Source organism: Arthrobacter sp. LjRoot78, from assembly GCF_964254335.1.
In the GTDB taxonomy this organism is placed as follows: Bacteria; Actinomycetota; Actinomycetes; order Actinomycetales; family Micrococcaceae; genus Arthrobacter.
In genome coordinates, this window is the sequence record NZ_CAXUTG020000001.1 from 3,730,176 (window position 1) to 3,744,850 (window position 14,675).

The following is a 14,675-nucleotide window of genomic DNA, read 5'->3' on the forward strand; positions in this document are numbered from 1 at the left end:
TCTGCATGCAGTGCCCGCTTATTTCTGGATGCACTGCCCTGAGGAAACGGGGCTGCTCAGGCCCGGCGCCTGGGCGGCCACCGGCCCGAGGTCGTCCATGGTGATGGCAAAGCCCAGCTCGGCATCCGACGTGGCTTTCGCGAAAATCACACCGGCAACCAGGCCTTCAGTGGTGAGGAGGGGCCCGCCGGAGTTGCCCGGCTGGACATCGCCGGCAAGCCGGTACACGTCTTCCGGTGCCGGGTTGCCGCCATAGATGTCAGGGACCAGGACGGTGGCGATGTCCTGGACCGTTGCCGGTTTGGACTGGAAAGGCCCGCCGTGCGGGTAACCTGCGAACGCGGCCGGGCTGCCGGCCGGCAGGTCCGCACTCAGTTGGAGCGGGGACGACGGAAGTCCGTCCACGGCAAGGACAGCGAGGTCATGCTGGCTGTCGAAGTAGACCACCCGGCCGGGCAGGGCCCCTCCTCCCGGGATCTCCACCACAGGCTGCGACACGCCCGCCACCACATGGGCGTTGGTCACAACACGCCCCGGCGACACCACGAAACCGCTTCCGGTCTGGTTCTGGCCGCATTGGTAGGCGGTGCCCGCGATTTTCAGGACCGACTCCGCGGCCTGGTTCAGGGCCGGTGTGTCCGTGCTCGCGTTGGGAATGGCTACCTGCTGGCCTTGCCCGAGCCCTTCGATGAGCGTGGGTATGCCGTCCCCGATCACGGTGGAGCGCAGCTGCGCCACGGCTGTTTTCACCGGCACGGGCGTGAGTCCGTCGATAAAGCGAATGACCTTGGACTCCGCCAACTGCTGGGAAACGAACGGCACGCCCAGGGCGCTGATGCTGAAGGAGAGCATGGACATGACGAGGGCCGCCACCACCACGTTGACTGCTCCGCCCACCACCCGGTCCATGGCCCGCAGCGGCTGGATCCGCACGGCACTGCGGATTTTGCGGCCGATCATGGTTCCCAGCGCATGCCCCAGGACAATAAGCACGACGGCGGCGGCAACGATCGCGGTGAGCCGCCAGCCGCTGTCCTCCACTAGGTTGCTGACGATGGGCACGGACACAAACGCAGCCACGGCACCGACGATAAACCCGGCAATGCCGCCAAGGGTCACCAGGAAGCCATTGCGAAGGCCATAGATCAGGTAGGACAGCAGCGTCAGGATCAAGGCCAGGTCCAGGATGGTCAAGCCGAACACACGGGCTCCTCACAAAAACAGGTAAGCCCCAATTCTAGTGGCGAACCCTGACAGTTTGCCGTGACTGACAGCCGCCCGGGGCAACCGCGAGGCGCTCCGGAAAGCCCGGTCCCGCCGTCGAAATCTGCGTTGTAAAGGCGCCCCACAGGTCCGGTACCGGCCTCAGAACCGCCATTTCAGGCGTTTCGCGTGCCAAGTACGTCACAGAACCTTCAAAATTCTGAAACAATGGCTGAAGCGCCCCAGCCGACACATTTTACTCAGGAGATTTCATGGACATCGAGGTATTGCGCCGCGCACCCCTTTTCGCCACGCTCGACGACGAAGCATTCCGTCTGCTCACGGACGAGCTCACCGAGGTGGACCTGTCACGCGGAGCCTCGGTCTTCCGCGAAGGCGACCAGGGTGATCAGCTCTACTTCATCGTCTCCGGCAAGGTGAAGCTGGGCCGCACGTCACCGGACGGCCGCGAGTCCCTGCTGGCAATCCTCGGCCCGGGTGAGCTCTTCGGCGAAATGGCCCTCTTCGATCCGAGCCCCCGCACGGCCACGGCAACTGCCGTCTCGGAGACCCGCCTTGCCGGCCTGAAGAACGAAAGCCTCAACGCACTGCTGCGTACCCGCCCGGAGGTCTCGGCCCAGCTGCTGCAGGCACTGGCACGCCGCCTGCGCCGCACCAACGACTCCCTGTCGGACCTTGTTTTCTCCGACGTTCCGGGCCGCGTGGCCAAGGCGCTGCTGGACCTGGCCGACCGCTTCGGCCGCCCGGCAACCGACGGCGTCCTGGTGGCCCACGAGCTCACCCAGGAAGAGCTGGCCCAGCTGGTGGGTGCCTCCCGCGAAACCGTGAACAAGGCCCTGGCCGAATTCGTCCAGCGTGGCTGGCTCCGCCTGGAAGCCCGTGCCGTAGTGATCCTGGACATGCAGCGCCTCCGCCAGCGGTCACGATAGTCAAACTGCGTCCGGCCCGAGGCCGGCATCCTCCGCGTGCTGCACCTCCATCGCTTTAACGCACGCTTCCGGATGCCGGACCTCGGGCCTTTGCGTTTAATCAGGGAAATTGCCGGTCGTGCCCTTATCGGGAGAATGACGCGCAAAAATCCCCGCGACACAGAAAATGCCTGGCGACACCCGAATAACGGTGTCGCCAGGCATTTTCAGTGTCGTCAGCCAATTTGCGAGTCGTCACCGATCGGCCTCCAGCACCAGGACCGACAAGAACTGCGAGAGCGTCGCCGAAAAAGCGACAGGAACTGCGAGAGCGTCGCCGAAAAAGCGACAGGAAGTGCGAGAGCGTCCGTTGAAGCCGGGCGGCGGTCCTTCGAATAGGAGCGCATCGGACTCCGGAGGTCGCCCAGCGACCGGAGTGACGCCCATCGAGCGTGTTTAAGCGACGCGAAGGCCGGTGCCCGGCTAACGCGACCACCGGCACTGCCGGACCGCGCCTAGCGCTCCCGCTGCGGCTCGCCGGCGACCGTCTTGGCAGCCTCGACTTCGAGCATCAGCTTGCCGCCTTCTTCGACGAGCTTCGGCTGGTAGACGTGTGCCTTGCGCTTGTAGCTCAGGTAGGCGATGCACCCGTTAGCTGCCGCCATCTTCTCCAGCATGATCTCGGAGCCCGGAACCAGCAGCCGGCCGAGGGTTAGGCCCACGGTGTTTTCCTGGCCCACTTCATCGCCCAGGGCGGTGGTGTCACGCTCCGCGATGACCTTGCTGGCACAGACCCAGCGGCCCCACACACCCTTGCTTTCCAGCAGCGTGGGCTGCTGGTTCACGGGCACAGTGGCGGCAAAGTAGCGGGTATTGAAGCGGCGGTGGGCAAAGTCGGGGCTGAGCCAGTTGACCAGCGGTTTCAGCAGGTCCGTGCGGATGGAAAGCCCGCGCTTGGCCAGGACGTCGGTGAAGGATTTCTCCTGCTCGGCAACAGCGATCCGGGCGCGCATCCATTCCGGAGTGGAAGTGGCTTCCACCGTGGTGGACAGGTCCGGGCCGGCCAGAAGCACACCGGTTTCTTCGAAGAGTTCGCGGATGGCGCCCACCACGTGGCGGCGCGCCAGCCCGACGTCGTCCGTTCCCATTTGTTCCGCCCAATGCTGCGGTGAGGGGCCGAGCCAGCTGACGGCGTCGTCGTCGGACGCCTCAAGGGAACCGCCGGGAAAGGCGAGGACTCCGAGCGGCGAGGATCCGGGACGGTAGCCCAGCCATGTTTCCAGCCCCGTGGGGGCGTCGCGGAGGAGGACCACGGAGGATGCGAGGCGGGCGGCACGTGGCGTCCGCTCGCCGTGTTCGAGCCAGCTTTGTGCTGCCCCCTCAAGATCGGGAGGCAGCACAAACAGGCGACGGGCTAACTGGGGCAAGGGAAGTGACCGGCCTTAGCTAAATTCGGCGATCAGTTCGACTTCGACCGGCGAGTCCAGCGGCAGGACCGACACGCCGACGGCGGACCGGGCGTGCTGGCCGGCATCGCCGAGGACCTTGCCCAGGAGTTCCGACGCGCCGTTGATGACGCCCGGCTGGCCCGTGAAGGACGGATCGGAGGAGACGAAGCCCACCACCTTCACGATCCGGGTAATACGGTCGAGGTCGCCGATCACGCTCTTCACTGCCGCCAGGGCGTTGACTGCGCAGACCGCAGCGAAACGCTTGGCGTCTTCGGGAGAGACCGTCGGTTCGTCGGCGAAGCCTTCGGTGCCCGTGGACACCTTGCCGGTAGCTTCGAGTTTGCCGTTAATAAAGGGCAGCTGGCCGGAGGTGTAAACGTGGTTGCCGGAGATGACTGCCGGGACGTAGGCGGCCACCGGGGCCGCGACGTCCGGAAGGGTCAGTCCCAGCTCAGCCAGCCGCTGTTCCACGGCCGATACCGGCGCTCCGTTTTCCGCGCCGGAGGCCGAATTTTCCGCGCGGGCCGGGGATTCCGGCGCCGTGCCTGCGGGGCTTGTCATAACTACTGCTTCTCCCTCTTGAGGTAGGCAACGAGGCCGTTGCCGTCAGGACCGGTGACGACCTGGACGAGCTCCCAGCCGTCCTCTCCCCACTGGTCCAGAATCTGCTTCGTGGCGTGAATAATGAGCGGAATCGTGGCGTACTCCCATTTGGTCATGAGCTAAAGACTAGTCCTTGCCGGTAAAGTGGAAAACATGGCGACTGGTAAGAACCCTTTATTCGACACGGCCACCACCCTCGGAAAGATCCTTGCTTTCCTTGGCGTGAGCGCTATTTGTGGTGTCCTGGTAGCGGGCCTGCTGGTCCCGGCGGCCGCTGTTTCCGGCAGCACAGCCAGCGGTTCCATCGAGTTCTTCGACACCCTCCCGGCGGAGCTGCAGGTGGACCCGCCCAGCCAGTCCACCAAAATCCTTGCTTCCGACGGAAGCCTGATCGCCAACCTCTACGCCGAAAACCGGACACGCGTTGCACTGGACCAGATGTCGCCATTCATCAAGGACGCAGTGATCGCCATCGAGGACAGCCGCTTCTATGAGCACGGCGGCGTGGACACCACCGGCATCATGCGCGCGCTGGTCAGCACCGCCCGAGGTAACAAGCAGGGTGCCTCCACCATCACGCAGCAGTACGTGAACAACGTCATCAACGCCTCCCTCGAGGCCGAAGGCAACACCGAGGACATCAAGCTCAACGGCGTGAACAAGGGCGTGGGCGACAAACTCCGCGAAATGAAGCTGGCCATCGCCCTGGAGAAGAAGTTCACCAAGGAGCAGATCCTCGAGGGTTACCTCAATATCGTGTTCTTCAACCGGGACGCCTACGGCATTGAAGCCGCGTCCAAATTCTTCTTCAGCACCACAGCGAAGGACCTCACCCTCCCGCAGGCCGCGCTGCTGGCCGGCGTAGTGAACAGCCCGTCCTTCTATGACCCCACCACCAACCCTGAGAACGCGAAGAACCGCCGCGACCTGGTACTCAAGGCGATGTACACGCAGGGCAAAATCAAGCAGCCCGAGTACGAAGCAGCTGTGGCCGCCCCGGTGGAAACCAAGGTCACCCCTGCCCGCCAGGGTTGTGCCTATGCGTCCACCGCCCCGTATTTCTGTGATTACGTCCTGCACCTGCTGCTCAACGATCCGGCCTACGGCGCAGATGCCACGGAGCGCGAGCGGAAGATCTTCCGCGGCGGCCTGACCATCACCACCACCCTTGACCCCAAGGCTCAGAACGCGGCCCAGGCCCAGGTGGACGCGTCCGCGGGCGCCAACCCGGACAAGTGGGGCGCTGCGGTGGTTTCCGTCCAGCCGAACACCGGCAAGATCACCAACATGGCGCAGAACACGGTGTGGTTCGCCGGCGACGGCAAGTTCGACAGCCAGCTCAACTTCAGCGTTGACCAGTACGACGGCAACGGCAACGACCTCAACGGCCTCGGCGGTGCACAGCCCGGTTCAACGATGAAGCCGTTTACATTTGCCGAGTGGCTCAACGAGGGCAACTCGATGAACACGATCCTGAACGGCGCGGTTCGTCGCTATCCGCAAAGCTTCCCGTGGAAGAACACCTGCCAGACCCCGACTGTTGGCTGGTATGACAGCACCAACGGCGAATCGACGGACCTGCAGAATGCCGAGCCGAACTACTACCGTTCGATGACGGTCCTTGACGGGCTGGCCAACTCAATCAACACCATGACGTTTGCCACCGCCGCCAAGGTGGACCTGTGCGGAATCCAGAAGATCGTGGACGCCGTGGGCCTCCACGAAGGCCTCCCGCAGCGGGACGACACGGGAAAGATCACCAACCCGACGCCGCCGATCACCATGACGACGCTGGGCAACCTTCTTGGTTCCAGGCAGACGTCGCCGCTGGCCATGGCGAGCGCCTTCGCCACGTTCGCGAATGACGGTAAATACTGCGCCCCGATCGCGATCACTTCGGTGACGGACCAGACCGGCGCCCAGCTGCCGGCCCAGGCCACGAGCTGCCGCGATGCGCTCAAACCGGAAGTTGCCCGCGGCGTGAACTACGCCCTCCAGGAAGTCCTCAACCGCGGTTCAGGCTCACTCATCCAGCCCCGGATTTCCACCAAGACCAACTTCCCCATCGCAGCCAAGACCGGTACCTCCAACAACAACGGGTCGACCTGGGTGGTGGGCCACACCACCGGCCTGGCCACCGCGGCGTGGTTCGGTGACGCGCTCGGAACGCAGCAGCGCGCAGGCCAGAACGTGACCGTCAACGGCAAGTTCTATACGGGCATCGACGGCTACATGATTGCCGGTCCGATGTTCTCCAACTTCATGTCCCAGGTTGCGCCCGCGTACGGCACCAACCCGTTCACGGCACCGCCGTCCAACATGGTCAACGGGGCGCCCACGCGGACCACCACCCCGACGACGCAGAGCACCGCACCGGCAACCGCGCCGGCCACTCCGGCTCCGTCGCCGGAGCCCAGCAAGGACAACGGCAAGGGCAACGGGTAGCGCACCGATGGGGGACAAAGCAACGCTGGCAAGCCGCGCCCGGAGCATCGGGCGCGGCTTTGCCGTAACCGCAGCGGCGGGCGCCGCAGCCGGCATGGCAGCGACGGGGTACGGGCTGTGGGAAAAGAACCAGTTCGTCCTGCGCGAAGAAACCCTGCCGATCCTTCCGGCCGGTTTCGGTCCGTTCCGGATCCTTCACCTGAGTGACATCCACTTCGTCCCGGGACAGAACCGGAAGGCCCAGTGGCTGTCCTCGCTCGCGGAACTGGAACCGGACCTGGTGGTGAACACTGGGGACAACCTCAGCCATACCAAGGCGATCGACCCGCTCCTGAAGGCGCTGGCTCCCCTCCTGGAATACCCCGGCGTCTTTGTGCCCGGCTCCAACGACTACTTCGCGCCCACCATCAAGAATCCGGCCTCCTACTTCCTAGGCCCGTCGAAAGCCCAGAAGAAACCCGTGGAACTCGACTGGCCCAGGCTGCGCTCCTACTTCGGAATGTCCGGCTGGGTGGATTTAACCAACCGCCATCAGTCCGTAGTGCTGAACGGCCTGCGCTTCGATTTCTCCGGCGTCGACGATCCCCACCTGGGCCTGGAGAAGTACGCCGGCTGGCCCCGCGGAACCAAGGGCCAGGACAGGACCCCCCACCTCCGCGTGGCAGTCATCCACGCCCCTTACCAGCGCGTGCTGGACCACTTCACCGAGGACGCCGCGGACCTCCTCCTGGCCGGCCATACGCACGGCGGCCAGATCTGCCTGCCCGGGTACGGCGCACTGGTGGCCAACTGCGACCTCCCCACGTGGCGCGCCAAGGGACTCAACAACTGGGAAAAAAACGGAAGCTCGACGCCGGTCAACGTCTCCGGCGGGATCGGCACCTCGCGCTTCGCACCGGTTCGCATCGCCTGCCGGCCCGAAGCCGTGCTGCTGACGCTGACCTCTGGCTGACTCACCGGTGATCGAGTCCGTCGAGATCCCGGTTTCGACAAGCTCAACCACCGGCCGGGCCATTGCGGAGCGCAATGACTGGGAAAGCTTTCCGAGCGGCCCCGAATCCTGTGAACCGTATCACTCGATGGCATAGGGTAGTTGCTAAAGGAAACTACATTCGCAGTTGAGCTTTAAGAAGCGGGCATGGCCAAGCAGACTCCATTCTTCACGTCAATCAGCCGTCTCTATCCCCATGTGAAGCCGATCATCCCCCGGCTTGTGATGGGACTTTTGTGCGCACTCTTCGCCAGTATCGTGGCGCTGGCCATCCCCCAGGTCCTGCGGGTACTCATCAATGACTCGCTCCGGCCGGGAGGCGCCACGGACGCTGTGTGGGTCGCCTCCCTGATCATCCTGGGCCTGGGCATCGCCGAAGCCGGGCTGGTTGCCCTCCGCCGCCAGTTCGTCATCAACCCCGCAACCACCGTGGAAACGCGGATGCGCGTGTCCCTCTACGGGCACCTGCAGGACCTGACGGTCTCCTTCCATGACCGCTGGGGATCCGGTCAGCTGCTCTCCAGGGCCATGACGGACCTGAACTTCCTGCGCCGCTGGATGGCGTTCGGTGCCATCATGCTGGTGGTGACCACCCTGACGGTGGTGATCGGCGTCGTCGTGATGTTTGCCATGAGCTGGCAGCTGGCACTGATATTCCTGGCCGCGGCCGCGCCCATCATGATCTACGGCTTCCGGTTCAGGACCCGCTTCAGCAAGGTGGCCCGACGCAGCCAGGACCAGGCCGGCGACCTCGCCACCACGGTCGAGGAATCGGTGCACGGCATCCGCGTGCTCAAAGCGTTCGGCCGCAGCCGCGAAGCCCTGGAGAACTTCAACGAACAGGCCGAGGAACTCCGCCAGACCGAGATCGCCAAGGCGAAGCACCAGGCCACCTTCAGCATGGTGGTCACCCTCCTCCCCGAGCTCGCCCTCGGCGCCGGGTTGGTGGTGGGCATCATGCTGGCTGCGGACGGCCAGCTGAGCATCGGTTCGCTCGTGGCCTTCTTCGCCACCGCAGCCGTGGTGGCCGCGCCCGTGGAATTCAGCGGCATGCTCCTGGCCATGGCGCTGACCGCCAAGACGGCCATCGACCGGCACTTCGAGGTCATGGACGCCGCCAACACCATCACCAGCCCGGAGCATCCCCGGGAACCCGGCCTGCTCAAGGGCGCGCTCAGCTTCAACGCGGCGACGTTCGCCTTCGAGGACGCCCCGGACAAACCGATCCTCAAGGACGTCAGCCTGGACATCCGCCCCGGCGAAACCATGGCCCTCGTGGGAATCACCGGCAGCGGCAAGAGCGCGCTGCTCCAGCTGGTCCCCCGGCTCTATGACGTCACGGCCGGCTCCATCACCATCGACGGCGTGGACCTGCGCGAGTTCTCCGTGGAACAACTTCGCACCGTGGTGGGTGTGGCCTTCGAAGACACCACGCTGTTCTCCAATTCCGTCCGCGACAATGTGCTGCTGGGGGCAAAGGAGCGGAGCCAGGAAACGCTGGAGGAAGCCCTGGACGTTGCCCAGGCCCACTTCGCCTACTCCCTTCCGGATGGCCTGGACACGCTGATCGGTGAGGAAGGCCTCAGCCTGTCCGGCGGGCAGCGCCAGCGCATCGCCCTGGCCCGCGCCATCGCCGCGAAGCCCAAGGTGCTGGTCCTGGATGATCCCCTGTCCGCCCTGGACGTCAACACCGAGGAACTCGTCGAAGCCCGGCTGCGCGAGGTGCTCGCCGACACCACCACACTGATCGTCGCCCACCGGCCCTCCACCGTGGCACTGGCGGACCGGGTGGCGCTGCTCGAGGACGGCCGGATCGCCGCCGTCGGGACCCACGCAGAACTGCTGGCGCACAACGAGCACTACCGCTACGTGATCGCCAGCCTTGAAACGGAACCGCGGGACCTGGATTCCGAACTGTCGGACCTCTCAGATTTAAGGGACGAGTCCAAGGAGATTTCCCGATGACCACCGCTACCTTCGGCACCGCCAACGAGGACAACGCCCACCTGAGCAAAAGCGAAAGCAAAACCGTACGACGGCGGTCGCTCGCCTTGCTGGGGTCCCTGATCCGTCCCGTCCGGCTGAGGTTCTGGCTCACCATCACCATGGTGGTCCTCTCCCAGGCCGCCCGGGTGGCCGGTCCGGCGCTGATCGCCTTCGGGATCGACCATGCAATGCCGGCACTCCGCGCCGGGGACAACGTGCCGCTGGTGCTCACCGGCGTCGCGTATCTTGCCGCGGCGATTGCCACGGCCGGCCTCACGGCACTGTATGTGACCTCGACGGCGAAGCTGAGCCAGGCGATGCTGCTGGACCTGCGGGTCCGCGTCTTCCGGCATACGCAGCGGCTCAGCCTTGAGTTCCACGAGAAGTACACGTCGGGGCGGATTATCGCCCGGCAGACCTCCGACCTTGAGGCACTGCGTGAACTGCTGGACTCCGGCGTCAGCTCCCTGGCCTCGGGGATGCTCTTTATGGTGTTCACCGCCATCACGGTGTTCGCCCTGGACTGGCGCAGCGGCCTCATCGTGCTGGCCGCGGGCGTTCCCATGTACTTCCTGGCCCGCTGGTACCAGAAGCACTCCCAGATCGCCTTCCGCGAATCCCGGGTGGTGTCAGCCCGGCTGATCGTGCACTTCGTGGAAACCATGACGGGCATCCGGGCCGTGAAGGCCTTCCGCAAGGAGCGCGACAACGCCGCGCGCTACGGCGAACTGTCCGAGGACTACCGCAAGGTGACCGTACGCTCGATCAACCTCAACGGCGTATTCCAGCCGGGGCTGGTGCTGATCGGCAACGTCTGCGTCGCGGTGGTGCTGCTTTTCGGCGGCTTCCGTGTGCTGGGTGGGGACCTCGCCGTCGGCGTGCTTCTGGCCCTGATCCTGTCCACCAAACGGTTCTTCCAGCCCGTGGACCAGATGGCCATGTTCTACAACTCCTTCCAGAGCGCCCAGGCGGCCCTCGAGAAGGTCTCCGGCCTGCTCGAGGAGGTTCCCACCGTTCGGCCGCCGAAGAACCCCATAGCGCTCCCCGACGCCCGCGGCACCATCGACTTCAATGGCGTGGAGTTCCGGTACGGCGACGGACCCGTCATCATCCCCCGGCTGGACCTGCATATTCCGGCCGGGCAGATCGTGGCCCTGGTGGGCCAGACCGGTGCCGGCAAGTCCACGCTGGCGAAACTGATCGCCCGCTTTTACGACGTGACCGAGGGGTCGGTGACACTGGACGGGGTGGACCTGCGGAACCTCACCACGCCGGACCTGCGGCGGAACGTGGTGATGGTGACGCAGGAAGCCTTCCTGTTCAGCGGCTCCGTGGCGGACAACATTGCACTTGGCCGTCCGGAAGCCTCCCGCGAGGAGATCGAAGAGGCTGCCCGGGCCGTTGGCGCGCACGACTTCATCATGGAACTGCCCCAGGGATTCGACACCGACGTCAACAAGCGCGGCGGGCGCGTCTCAGCCGGCCAGCGCCAGCTCATCAGTTTTGCCCGGGCGTTCCTGGCCCGCCCGGCAGTACTCATCCTCGACGAAGCCACCTCCTCGCTGGACATCCCGTCGGAGCGTCTGGTGCAGAGCGGGCTCGCCGGCCTGCTGGCGGGCGTGGCAGGGCACGACGCCGGCCGCACGGCCCTGATCATCGCCCACCGGCTCTCCACAGTGGAGACCGCCGACCGCGTCCTGGTGGTCCACGACGGACGCGTCGTGGAGGATGGTACGCCGGAGGAACTGATCGGCGGCGGCGGGCGATTCGCAGAGCTGCACGGGGCGTGGAAGGACTCGCTGGTGTAGCTCCCGCGGGGCTTCCGGGCGCCGATTTCACATGAGGGCCGGAATCGGATACTCTTGTGAAGTTGCTTTTGAAGCAACGGATCGGGATGTGGCGCAGCTTGGTAGCGCGCGTCGTTCGGGACGACGAGGTCGCAGGTTCAAATCCTGTCATCCCGACCAAAAGCAAAGAGGGTCTTCCATTCGGAAGGCCCTCTTTGCGTTGCTCCTACGGTGCTGCCGGCCGTGGCCTCAGAGGCCCTCGAACGTGGATCGCTGGCTGGACTGGCCGTCGCCCAGCAGTGGAACCCGTGGCCGGTTGGAGCCGTCGTCCTCCCGGTAGTCTCCGCGCGTTTCATAGGTCTGGACCTGGTTCACGTACCGGTGCCTAAGCCGGAGCCCGTAGGCAAAGAGCACGAGCGCCTCCAGCAGCGACGCAATGCCCACAATCCCCCACACCAGGGTTCCGTCGTCGGCCGTTCCACCCACGACGGCGATTATCGCCGACCCCGCCACGGCGGCGACGACCAGCGAGGTCCCAGCGATGGTCCACGCGGCATGGGCGCGCTTCAAGTCATTCGGTTCCCTGCGGTTCATGACACTCCCCTTGCGTCGTTTTGCCAAAAAAATAGCTCCGGGACATGGTTCGCGCATGTCCCGGAGCTTGTGTTCCCTTGCGGGAAGTACGTCAACCGCCTACATCGGGTCCGGCCAGTTGCCGATGTATGCCGGGAGAGACATGGGGTCCGGCCAGTTGCCGATGGCCTGGGCAAACTGCATGGGATCGGGCCAGTTGCCAATAGCGGTGGTGCTTCCCAGCTGATCCGCCCAATTGCCGGTAGGACCTGCAGACAACACTGCGGGGGCTGCGGCTGAAAATGCCAGTGCGCCAGCCAGTGCGGCGGCGGCTGCAATCTTCTTCAACATTAGGTTTCCTCAATACGAGTCGGATTCGTTACAAAGTCAGCACTGCCCTTGTTGACATACATTGTAAAATGTTTTCCACAGAGACTGTCAAGCATTTGGTATAAAGACTGTCCGGAATAAGGAGGAAACCCGTGGGGAACGGATTCGGGGAGAAGCTCCGCGCCGAACGACTCGAACGTGGGTTGACGCAAGCAGAACTGGGAAAGGACCTCTATTCTCCCAGCTACATCTCCCTCTTGGAAACAGGTCGGCGTGAACCAACCGCCGATGTTATAGAAGAGTTAGCCCGCCGGCTGGAGCTGGCCCCCAAAGCGTTGGAAGCCTGGAGCCAGCCCATCTCGGTCAGCGACGCCGAGTATGTCCTGGCCGGACTCTATGCCCGGCAGGCCTGGGACCTCCGGGACTACCCGCTCGCGGCGGCCCACGCCGCCACTGCCGCCCAGATTGCCCTCGAAGGCAAGAACACCAGCGCATGGTGGAACATGACCTACATGCAGGCGGAATGCCTGATGAAACAGGGGCAGCTGCAGGAGTGCCAGAACATCATGCAGCACCTCCTGGAGCACCCCATGGCCACCGAGTCCGCCGGACTCGGGGTGCGTGCCCGGCAGATGCTTGCCGCAGTGTGCCACGGGCAGGGACAGCTGGCCACCGCCGTCGAGCATGCCCAGAAGGCCGTGGAACTGTGCTCGCAGCTGCCTAAGGGCTCCACGCTGATCATCGGCGCCCTGCGTGCGCTGATCGGCGCCCTGGCCGAGAGCGGCCGGCTGGACGAAGCCTGGACGTACTGCCAGGCCATGAACGACCAGATGGACGACCAATCCATCTCACAGCTCGCAGGCGAGGTGGCTTGGGTGATCGGCAACGTGGCTTTTATGCGGCACGACTACCCCGAGGGCATCAAGTACCACGAGCGCGCCGCCAAACTGCTCTCCCCGGCCAACGACATCGAGCTGTGGGCACGCTTCAACAAGGCCTCCGCCGCCGTCCGGCTCTCCTCCGGCATTGTGGAACCGGAGACCCTGTCCGCGATCGAGCGCGCCGAACTGGCATTGTCGATCGTAGGCGGCAACAAGACCGACCAGCTCGAGGTGGCCTTCATCCGCGCGCGCTGGCTGTACCTCACGGGTGACATCCCGGCCGCGGTGGAGAAGCTGCGCGAGATCCACGCCGAGCGGAAGGCCCTCGCCCGTCACACGGCCGGCGAAGTTTCACTCCTGCTGGGGAAGTCACTCAAGGCCGCGGGGGAATCGGATGAAGCCCTGGTGCTCCTCGAGGAAGCGCAGCAGGAATTCAGTGCCGCCGGTGCTTCCGACCGTGTCCAGCAGGCCATGGACGCCGTACTGGAGATCAAACTCGCCCAGCGGCGCGCTGCCGCGGCCAAGGCCGCGGCAGAAGCCAGCTAGGCGAACTTCCGCCCGGTGAGCTTTTCGTACGCTTCGACGTAGCGGCCGCGCGTGCGGCTCACCACGTCCTCCGGGAGTGCCGGCGGCGGCACGTCCGAAGCCCGGTCCCAGCCGGACTCGGCGGACGTCAGCCAGTCACGGACATACTGTTTGTCATAGGACGGCTGGGCTTTACCCGGCTCATAGGTGGCCGCGTCCCAGAACCGCGAGGAGTCCGGGGTGAGGACCTCGTCGCCCAGGGTGATGACGCCGGTCGACACGTCAAAGCCAAACTCAACCTTGGTGTCGGCAAGGATGATGCCGCGCTCCCGGGCGATTTCCTCGGCCTTGGTGTAGATCTTCAGGGTCAACTCACGGAGGCGGGCGGCGACGTCTTCGCCCACCAGTGCCACCACGGCGTCATAGGTGATGTTTTCGTCGTGCTCCCCCACCTCTGCCTTCGCTGACGGCGTGAAGATGGCTTCGTCGAGGCGGGAACCGTCCACCAGGCCCTCCGGCAGCGGAATGCTGCACACGGTGCGGGACTCCCGGTACTCCAGCAGTCCGGAGCCGGTGAGGTAGCCGCGGGCGATGCATTCCACCGGGAACATGTCCAGCTTCTTGCAGATCATGGCGCGGCCTTCGACTGCTGCCGGAACGCCGTCCTCCACGGTGGAAGCCAGCACGTGGTGTTCCACGTCCAGCTGGTCGAACCACCACAGGCTCAGCTGGGTGAGGATCCGGCCCTTGTCCGGGATTTCGCTCGACAGGACATGGTCGTAGGCGCTGATGCGGTCGCTGGCCACCACGAGGACGCATTCCTGGCCGAACTTCGCCACGAGGGAATCGTCAGCGGGAACGTAGAGGTCCCGGACCTTCCCGGAGTAGACGTGCCGCCAGCCCGGGAGGTCCAGTGTTTCGGTGTCCAGGCCGGCCTTGGGAGCCGTCTCAAGGGGGGAATTCTCAGTCAT

At 64.9% G+C, this 14,675-nt stretch carries 13 protein-coding genes and 1 tRNA gene; 7 read left to right on the top strand and 7 right to left on the bottom strand.

Annotated features, from left to right (window positions below):
- Nucleotides 1-18 precede the first annotated feature (18 nt).
- Nucleotides 19-1,203: a MarP family serine protease gene (locus tag ACSQ1X_RS17345; RefSeq protein ID WP_436058569.1), complete on the bottom strand. Its 1,185-nt coding sequence runs from the start codon at nt 1,201-1,203 to the stop codon at nt 19-21.
- Between the two features lie 272 nt (nt 1,204-1,475).
- Here ACSQ1X_RS17345 and ACSQ1X_RS17350 point away from each other — a divergent pair, with 272 nt between their 5' ends.
- A complete protein-coding gene (locus tag ACSQ1X_RS17350; RefSeq protein WP_011693220.1) occupies nt 1,476-2,153 on the top strand; it encodes a Crp/Fnr family transcriptional regulator in 678 nt (225 codons plus the stop codon).
- Between the two features lie 494 nt (nt 2,154-2,647).
- Here the strand turns inward: ACSQ1X_RS17350 and ACSQ1X_RS17355 are convergent, their stop codons facing one another.
- Genes ACSQ1X_RS17355 through ACSQ1X_RS17365 form a run of 3 tightly spaced genes read right to left on the bottom strand, consistent with a single transcriptional unit; the run spans nt 2,648 to nt 4,302 of the window.
- On the bottom strand, nt 2,648-3,559 hold the full coding sequence (locus ACSQ1X_RS17355; RefSeq protein ID WP_436058570.1) for an NUDIX hydrolase: 912 nt from the start codon (nt 3,557-3,559) through the stop codon (nt 2,648-2,650).
- A 15-nt stretch (nt 3,560-3,574) separates the two neighbouring features.
- The gene (locus ACSQ1X_RS17360; protein ID WP_436058571.1) at nt 3,575-4,144 is read right to left on the bottom strand and encodes a RidA family protein; all 570 of its coding nucleotides are present in this window, start codon (nt 4,142-4,144) and stop codon (nt 3,575-3,577) included.
- Between the two features lie 2 nt (nt 4,145-4,146).
- Nucleotides 4,147-4,302 (bottom strand): DUF4177 domain-containing protein, encoded by a 156-nt coding sequence (locus tag ACSQ1X_RS17365; protein ID WP_011693223.1) that lies wholly within the window; start codon nt 4,300-4,302, stop codon nt 4,147-4,149.
- Nucleotides 4,303-4,339: 37 nt separating this feature from the next.
- Between ACSQ1X_RS17365 and ACSQ1X_RS17370 the strand changes: the two genes are divergently transcribed.
- The 5 genes from ACSQ1X_RS17370 (at nt 4,340) to ACSQ1X_RS17390 (ending at nt 11,575) form a co-directional block, all read left to right on the top strand.
- Nucleotides 4,340-6,631 (top strand): transglycosylase domain-containing protein, encoded by a 2,292-nt coding sequence (locus ACSQ1X_RS17370; RefSeq protein ID WP_436058572.1) that lies wholly within the window; start codon nt 4,340-4,342, stop codon nt 6,629-6,631.
- A 7-nt stretch (nt 6,632-6,638) separates the two neighbouring features.
- Nucleotides 6,639-7,583, top strand: a complete 945-nt coding sequence (locus tag ACSQ1X_RS17375; RefSeq protein WP_436058573.1) for a metallophosphoesterase — start codon at nt 6,639-6,641, stop codon at nt 7,581-7,583.
- A 186-nt stretch (nt 7,584-7,769) separates the two neighbouring features.
- Nucleotides 7,770-9,587, top strand: a complete 1,818-nt coding sequence (locus ACSQ1X_RS17380; RefSeq protein WP_436058574.1) for an ABC transporter ATP-binding protein — start codon at nt 7,770-7,772, stop codon at nt 9,585-9,587.
- Complete coding sequence (locus ACSQ1X_RS17385) at nt 9,584-11,416, top strand: ABC transporter ATP-binding protein (protein WP_436058575.1); 1,833 nt, start codon at nt 9,584-9,586, stop codon at nt 11,414-11,416. Before ACSQ1X_RS17380 ends, ACSQ1X_RS17385 begins: the two co-directional genes overlap by 4 nt.
- Before the next feature lie 82 nt (nt 11,417-11,498).
- Nucleotides 11,499-11,575, top strand: a tRNA-Pro gene (locus ACSQ1X_RS17390).
- 69 nt (nt 11,576-11,644) lie between these two features.
- Here ACSQ1X_RS17390 and ACSQ1X_RS17395 read toward each other — a convergent pair.
- On the bottom strand, nt 11,645-11,989 hold the full coding sequence (locus ACSQ1X_RS17395) for a hypothetical protein (protein ID WP_436058576.1): 345 nt from the start codon (nt 11,987-11,989) through the stop codon (nt 11,645-11,647).
- A 99-nt stretch (nt 11,990-12,088) separates the two neighbouring features.
- Complete coding sequence (locus ACSQ1X_RS17400; RefSeq protein ID WP_436058577.1) at nt 12,089-12,319, bottom strand: hypothetical protein; 231 nt, start codon at nt 12,317-12,319, stop codon at nt 12,089-12,091.
- Between the two features lie 131 nt (nt 12,320-12,450).
- Here ACSQ1X_RS17400 and ACSQ1X_RS17405 point away from each other — a divergent pair, with 131 nt between their 5' ends.
- A complete protein-coding gene (locus ACSQ1X_RS17405) occupies nt 12,451-13,725 on the top strand; it encodes a helix-turn-helix domain-containing protein (protein WP_028269883.1) in 1,275 nt (424 codons plus the stop codon).
- On the opposite strand, the gene ACSQ1X_RS17410 is transcribed toward ACSQ1X_RS17405, so the two are convergent.
- Entirely contained in the window at nt 13,722-14,675 is a 954-nt protein-coding gene (locus tag ACSQ1X_RS17410; protein ID WP_436058578.1) for a phosphoribosylaminoimidazolesuccinocarboxamide synthase, read from the bottom strand. The genes ACSQ1X_RS17405 and ACSQ1X_RS17410 overlap by 4 nt on opposite strands.

Bases quoted from the DNA above. Each gene is read 5' to 3' on its own strand.
- ACSQ1X_RS17350 (WP_011693220.1), top strand. From the start codon at position 1,476: ATGGACATCGAGGTATTGCGCCGCGCACCCCTTTTCGCCACGCTCGAC.
- ACSQ1X_RS17370 (WP_436058572.1), top strand. From the start codon at position 4,340: ATGGCGACTGGTAAGAACCCTTTATTCGACACGGCCACCACCCTCGGA.
- ACSQ1X_RS17410 (WP_436058578.1), bottom strand. From the start codon at position 14,675: ATGACTGAGAATTCCCCCCTTGAGACGGCTCCCAAGGCCGGCCTGGAC.
- ACSQ1X_RS17360 (WP_436058571.1), bottom strand. From the start codon at position 4,144: ATGACAAGCCCCGCAGGCACGGCGCCGGAATCCCCGGCCCGCGCGGAA.
- ACSQ1X_RS17400 (WP_436058577.1), bottom strand. From the start codon at position 12,319: ATGTTGAAGAAGATTGCAGCCGCCGCCGCACTGGCTGGCGCACTGGCA.
- ACSQ1X_RS17385 (WP_436058575.1), top strand. From the start codon at position 9,584: ATGACCACCGCTACCTTCGGCACCGCCAACGAGGACAACGCCCACCTG.
- ACSQ1X_RS17365 (WP_011693223.1), bottom strand. From the start codon at position 4,302: ATGACCAAATGGGAGTACGCCACGATTCCGCTCATTATTCACGCCACG.
- ACSQ1X_RS17375 (WP_436058573.1), top strand. From the start codon at position 6,639: ATGGGGGACAAAGCAACGCTGGCAAGCCGCGCCCGGAGCATCGGGCGC.
- ACSQ1X_RS17380 (WP_436058574.1), top strand. From the start codon at position 7,770: ATGGCCAAGCAGACTCCATTCTTCACGTCAATCAGCCGTCTCTATCCC.
- ACSQ1X_RS17395 (WP_436058576.1), bottom strand. From the start codon at position 11,989: ATGAACCGCAGGGAACCGAATGACTTGAAGCGCGCCCATGCCGCGTGG.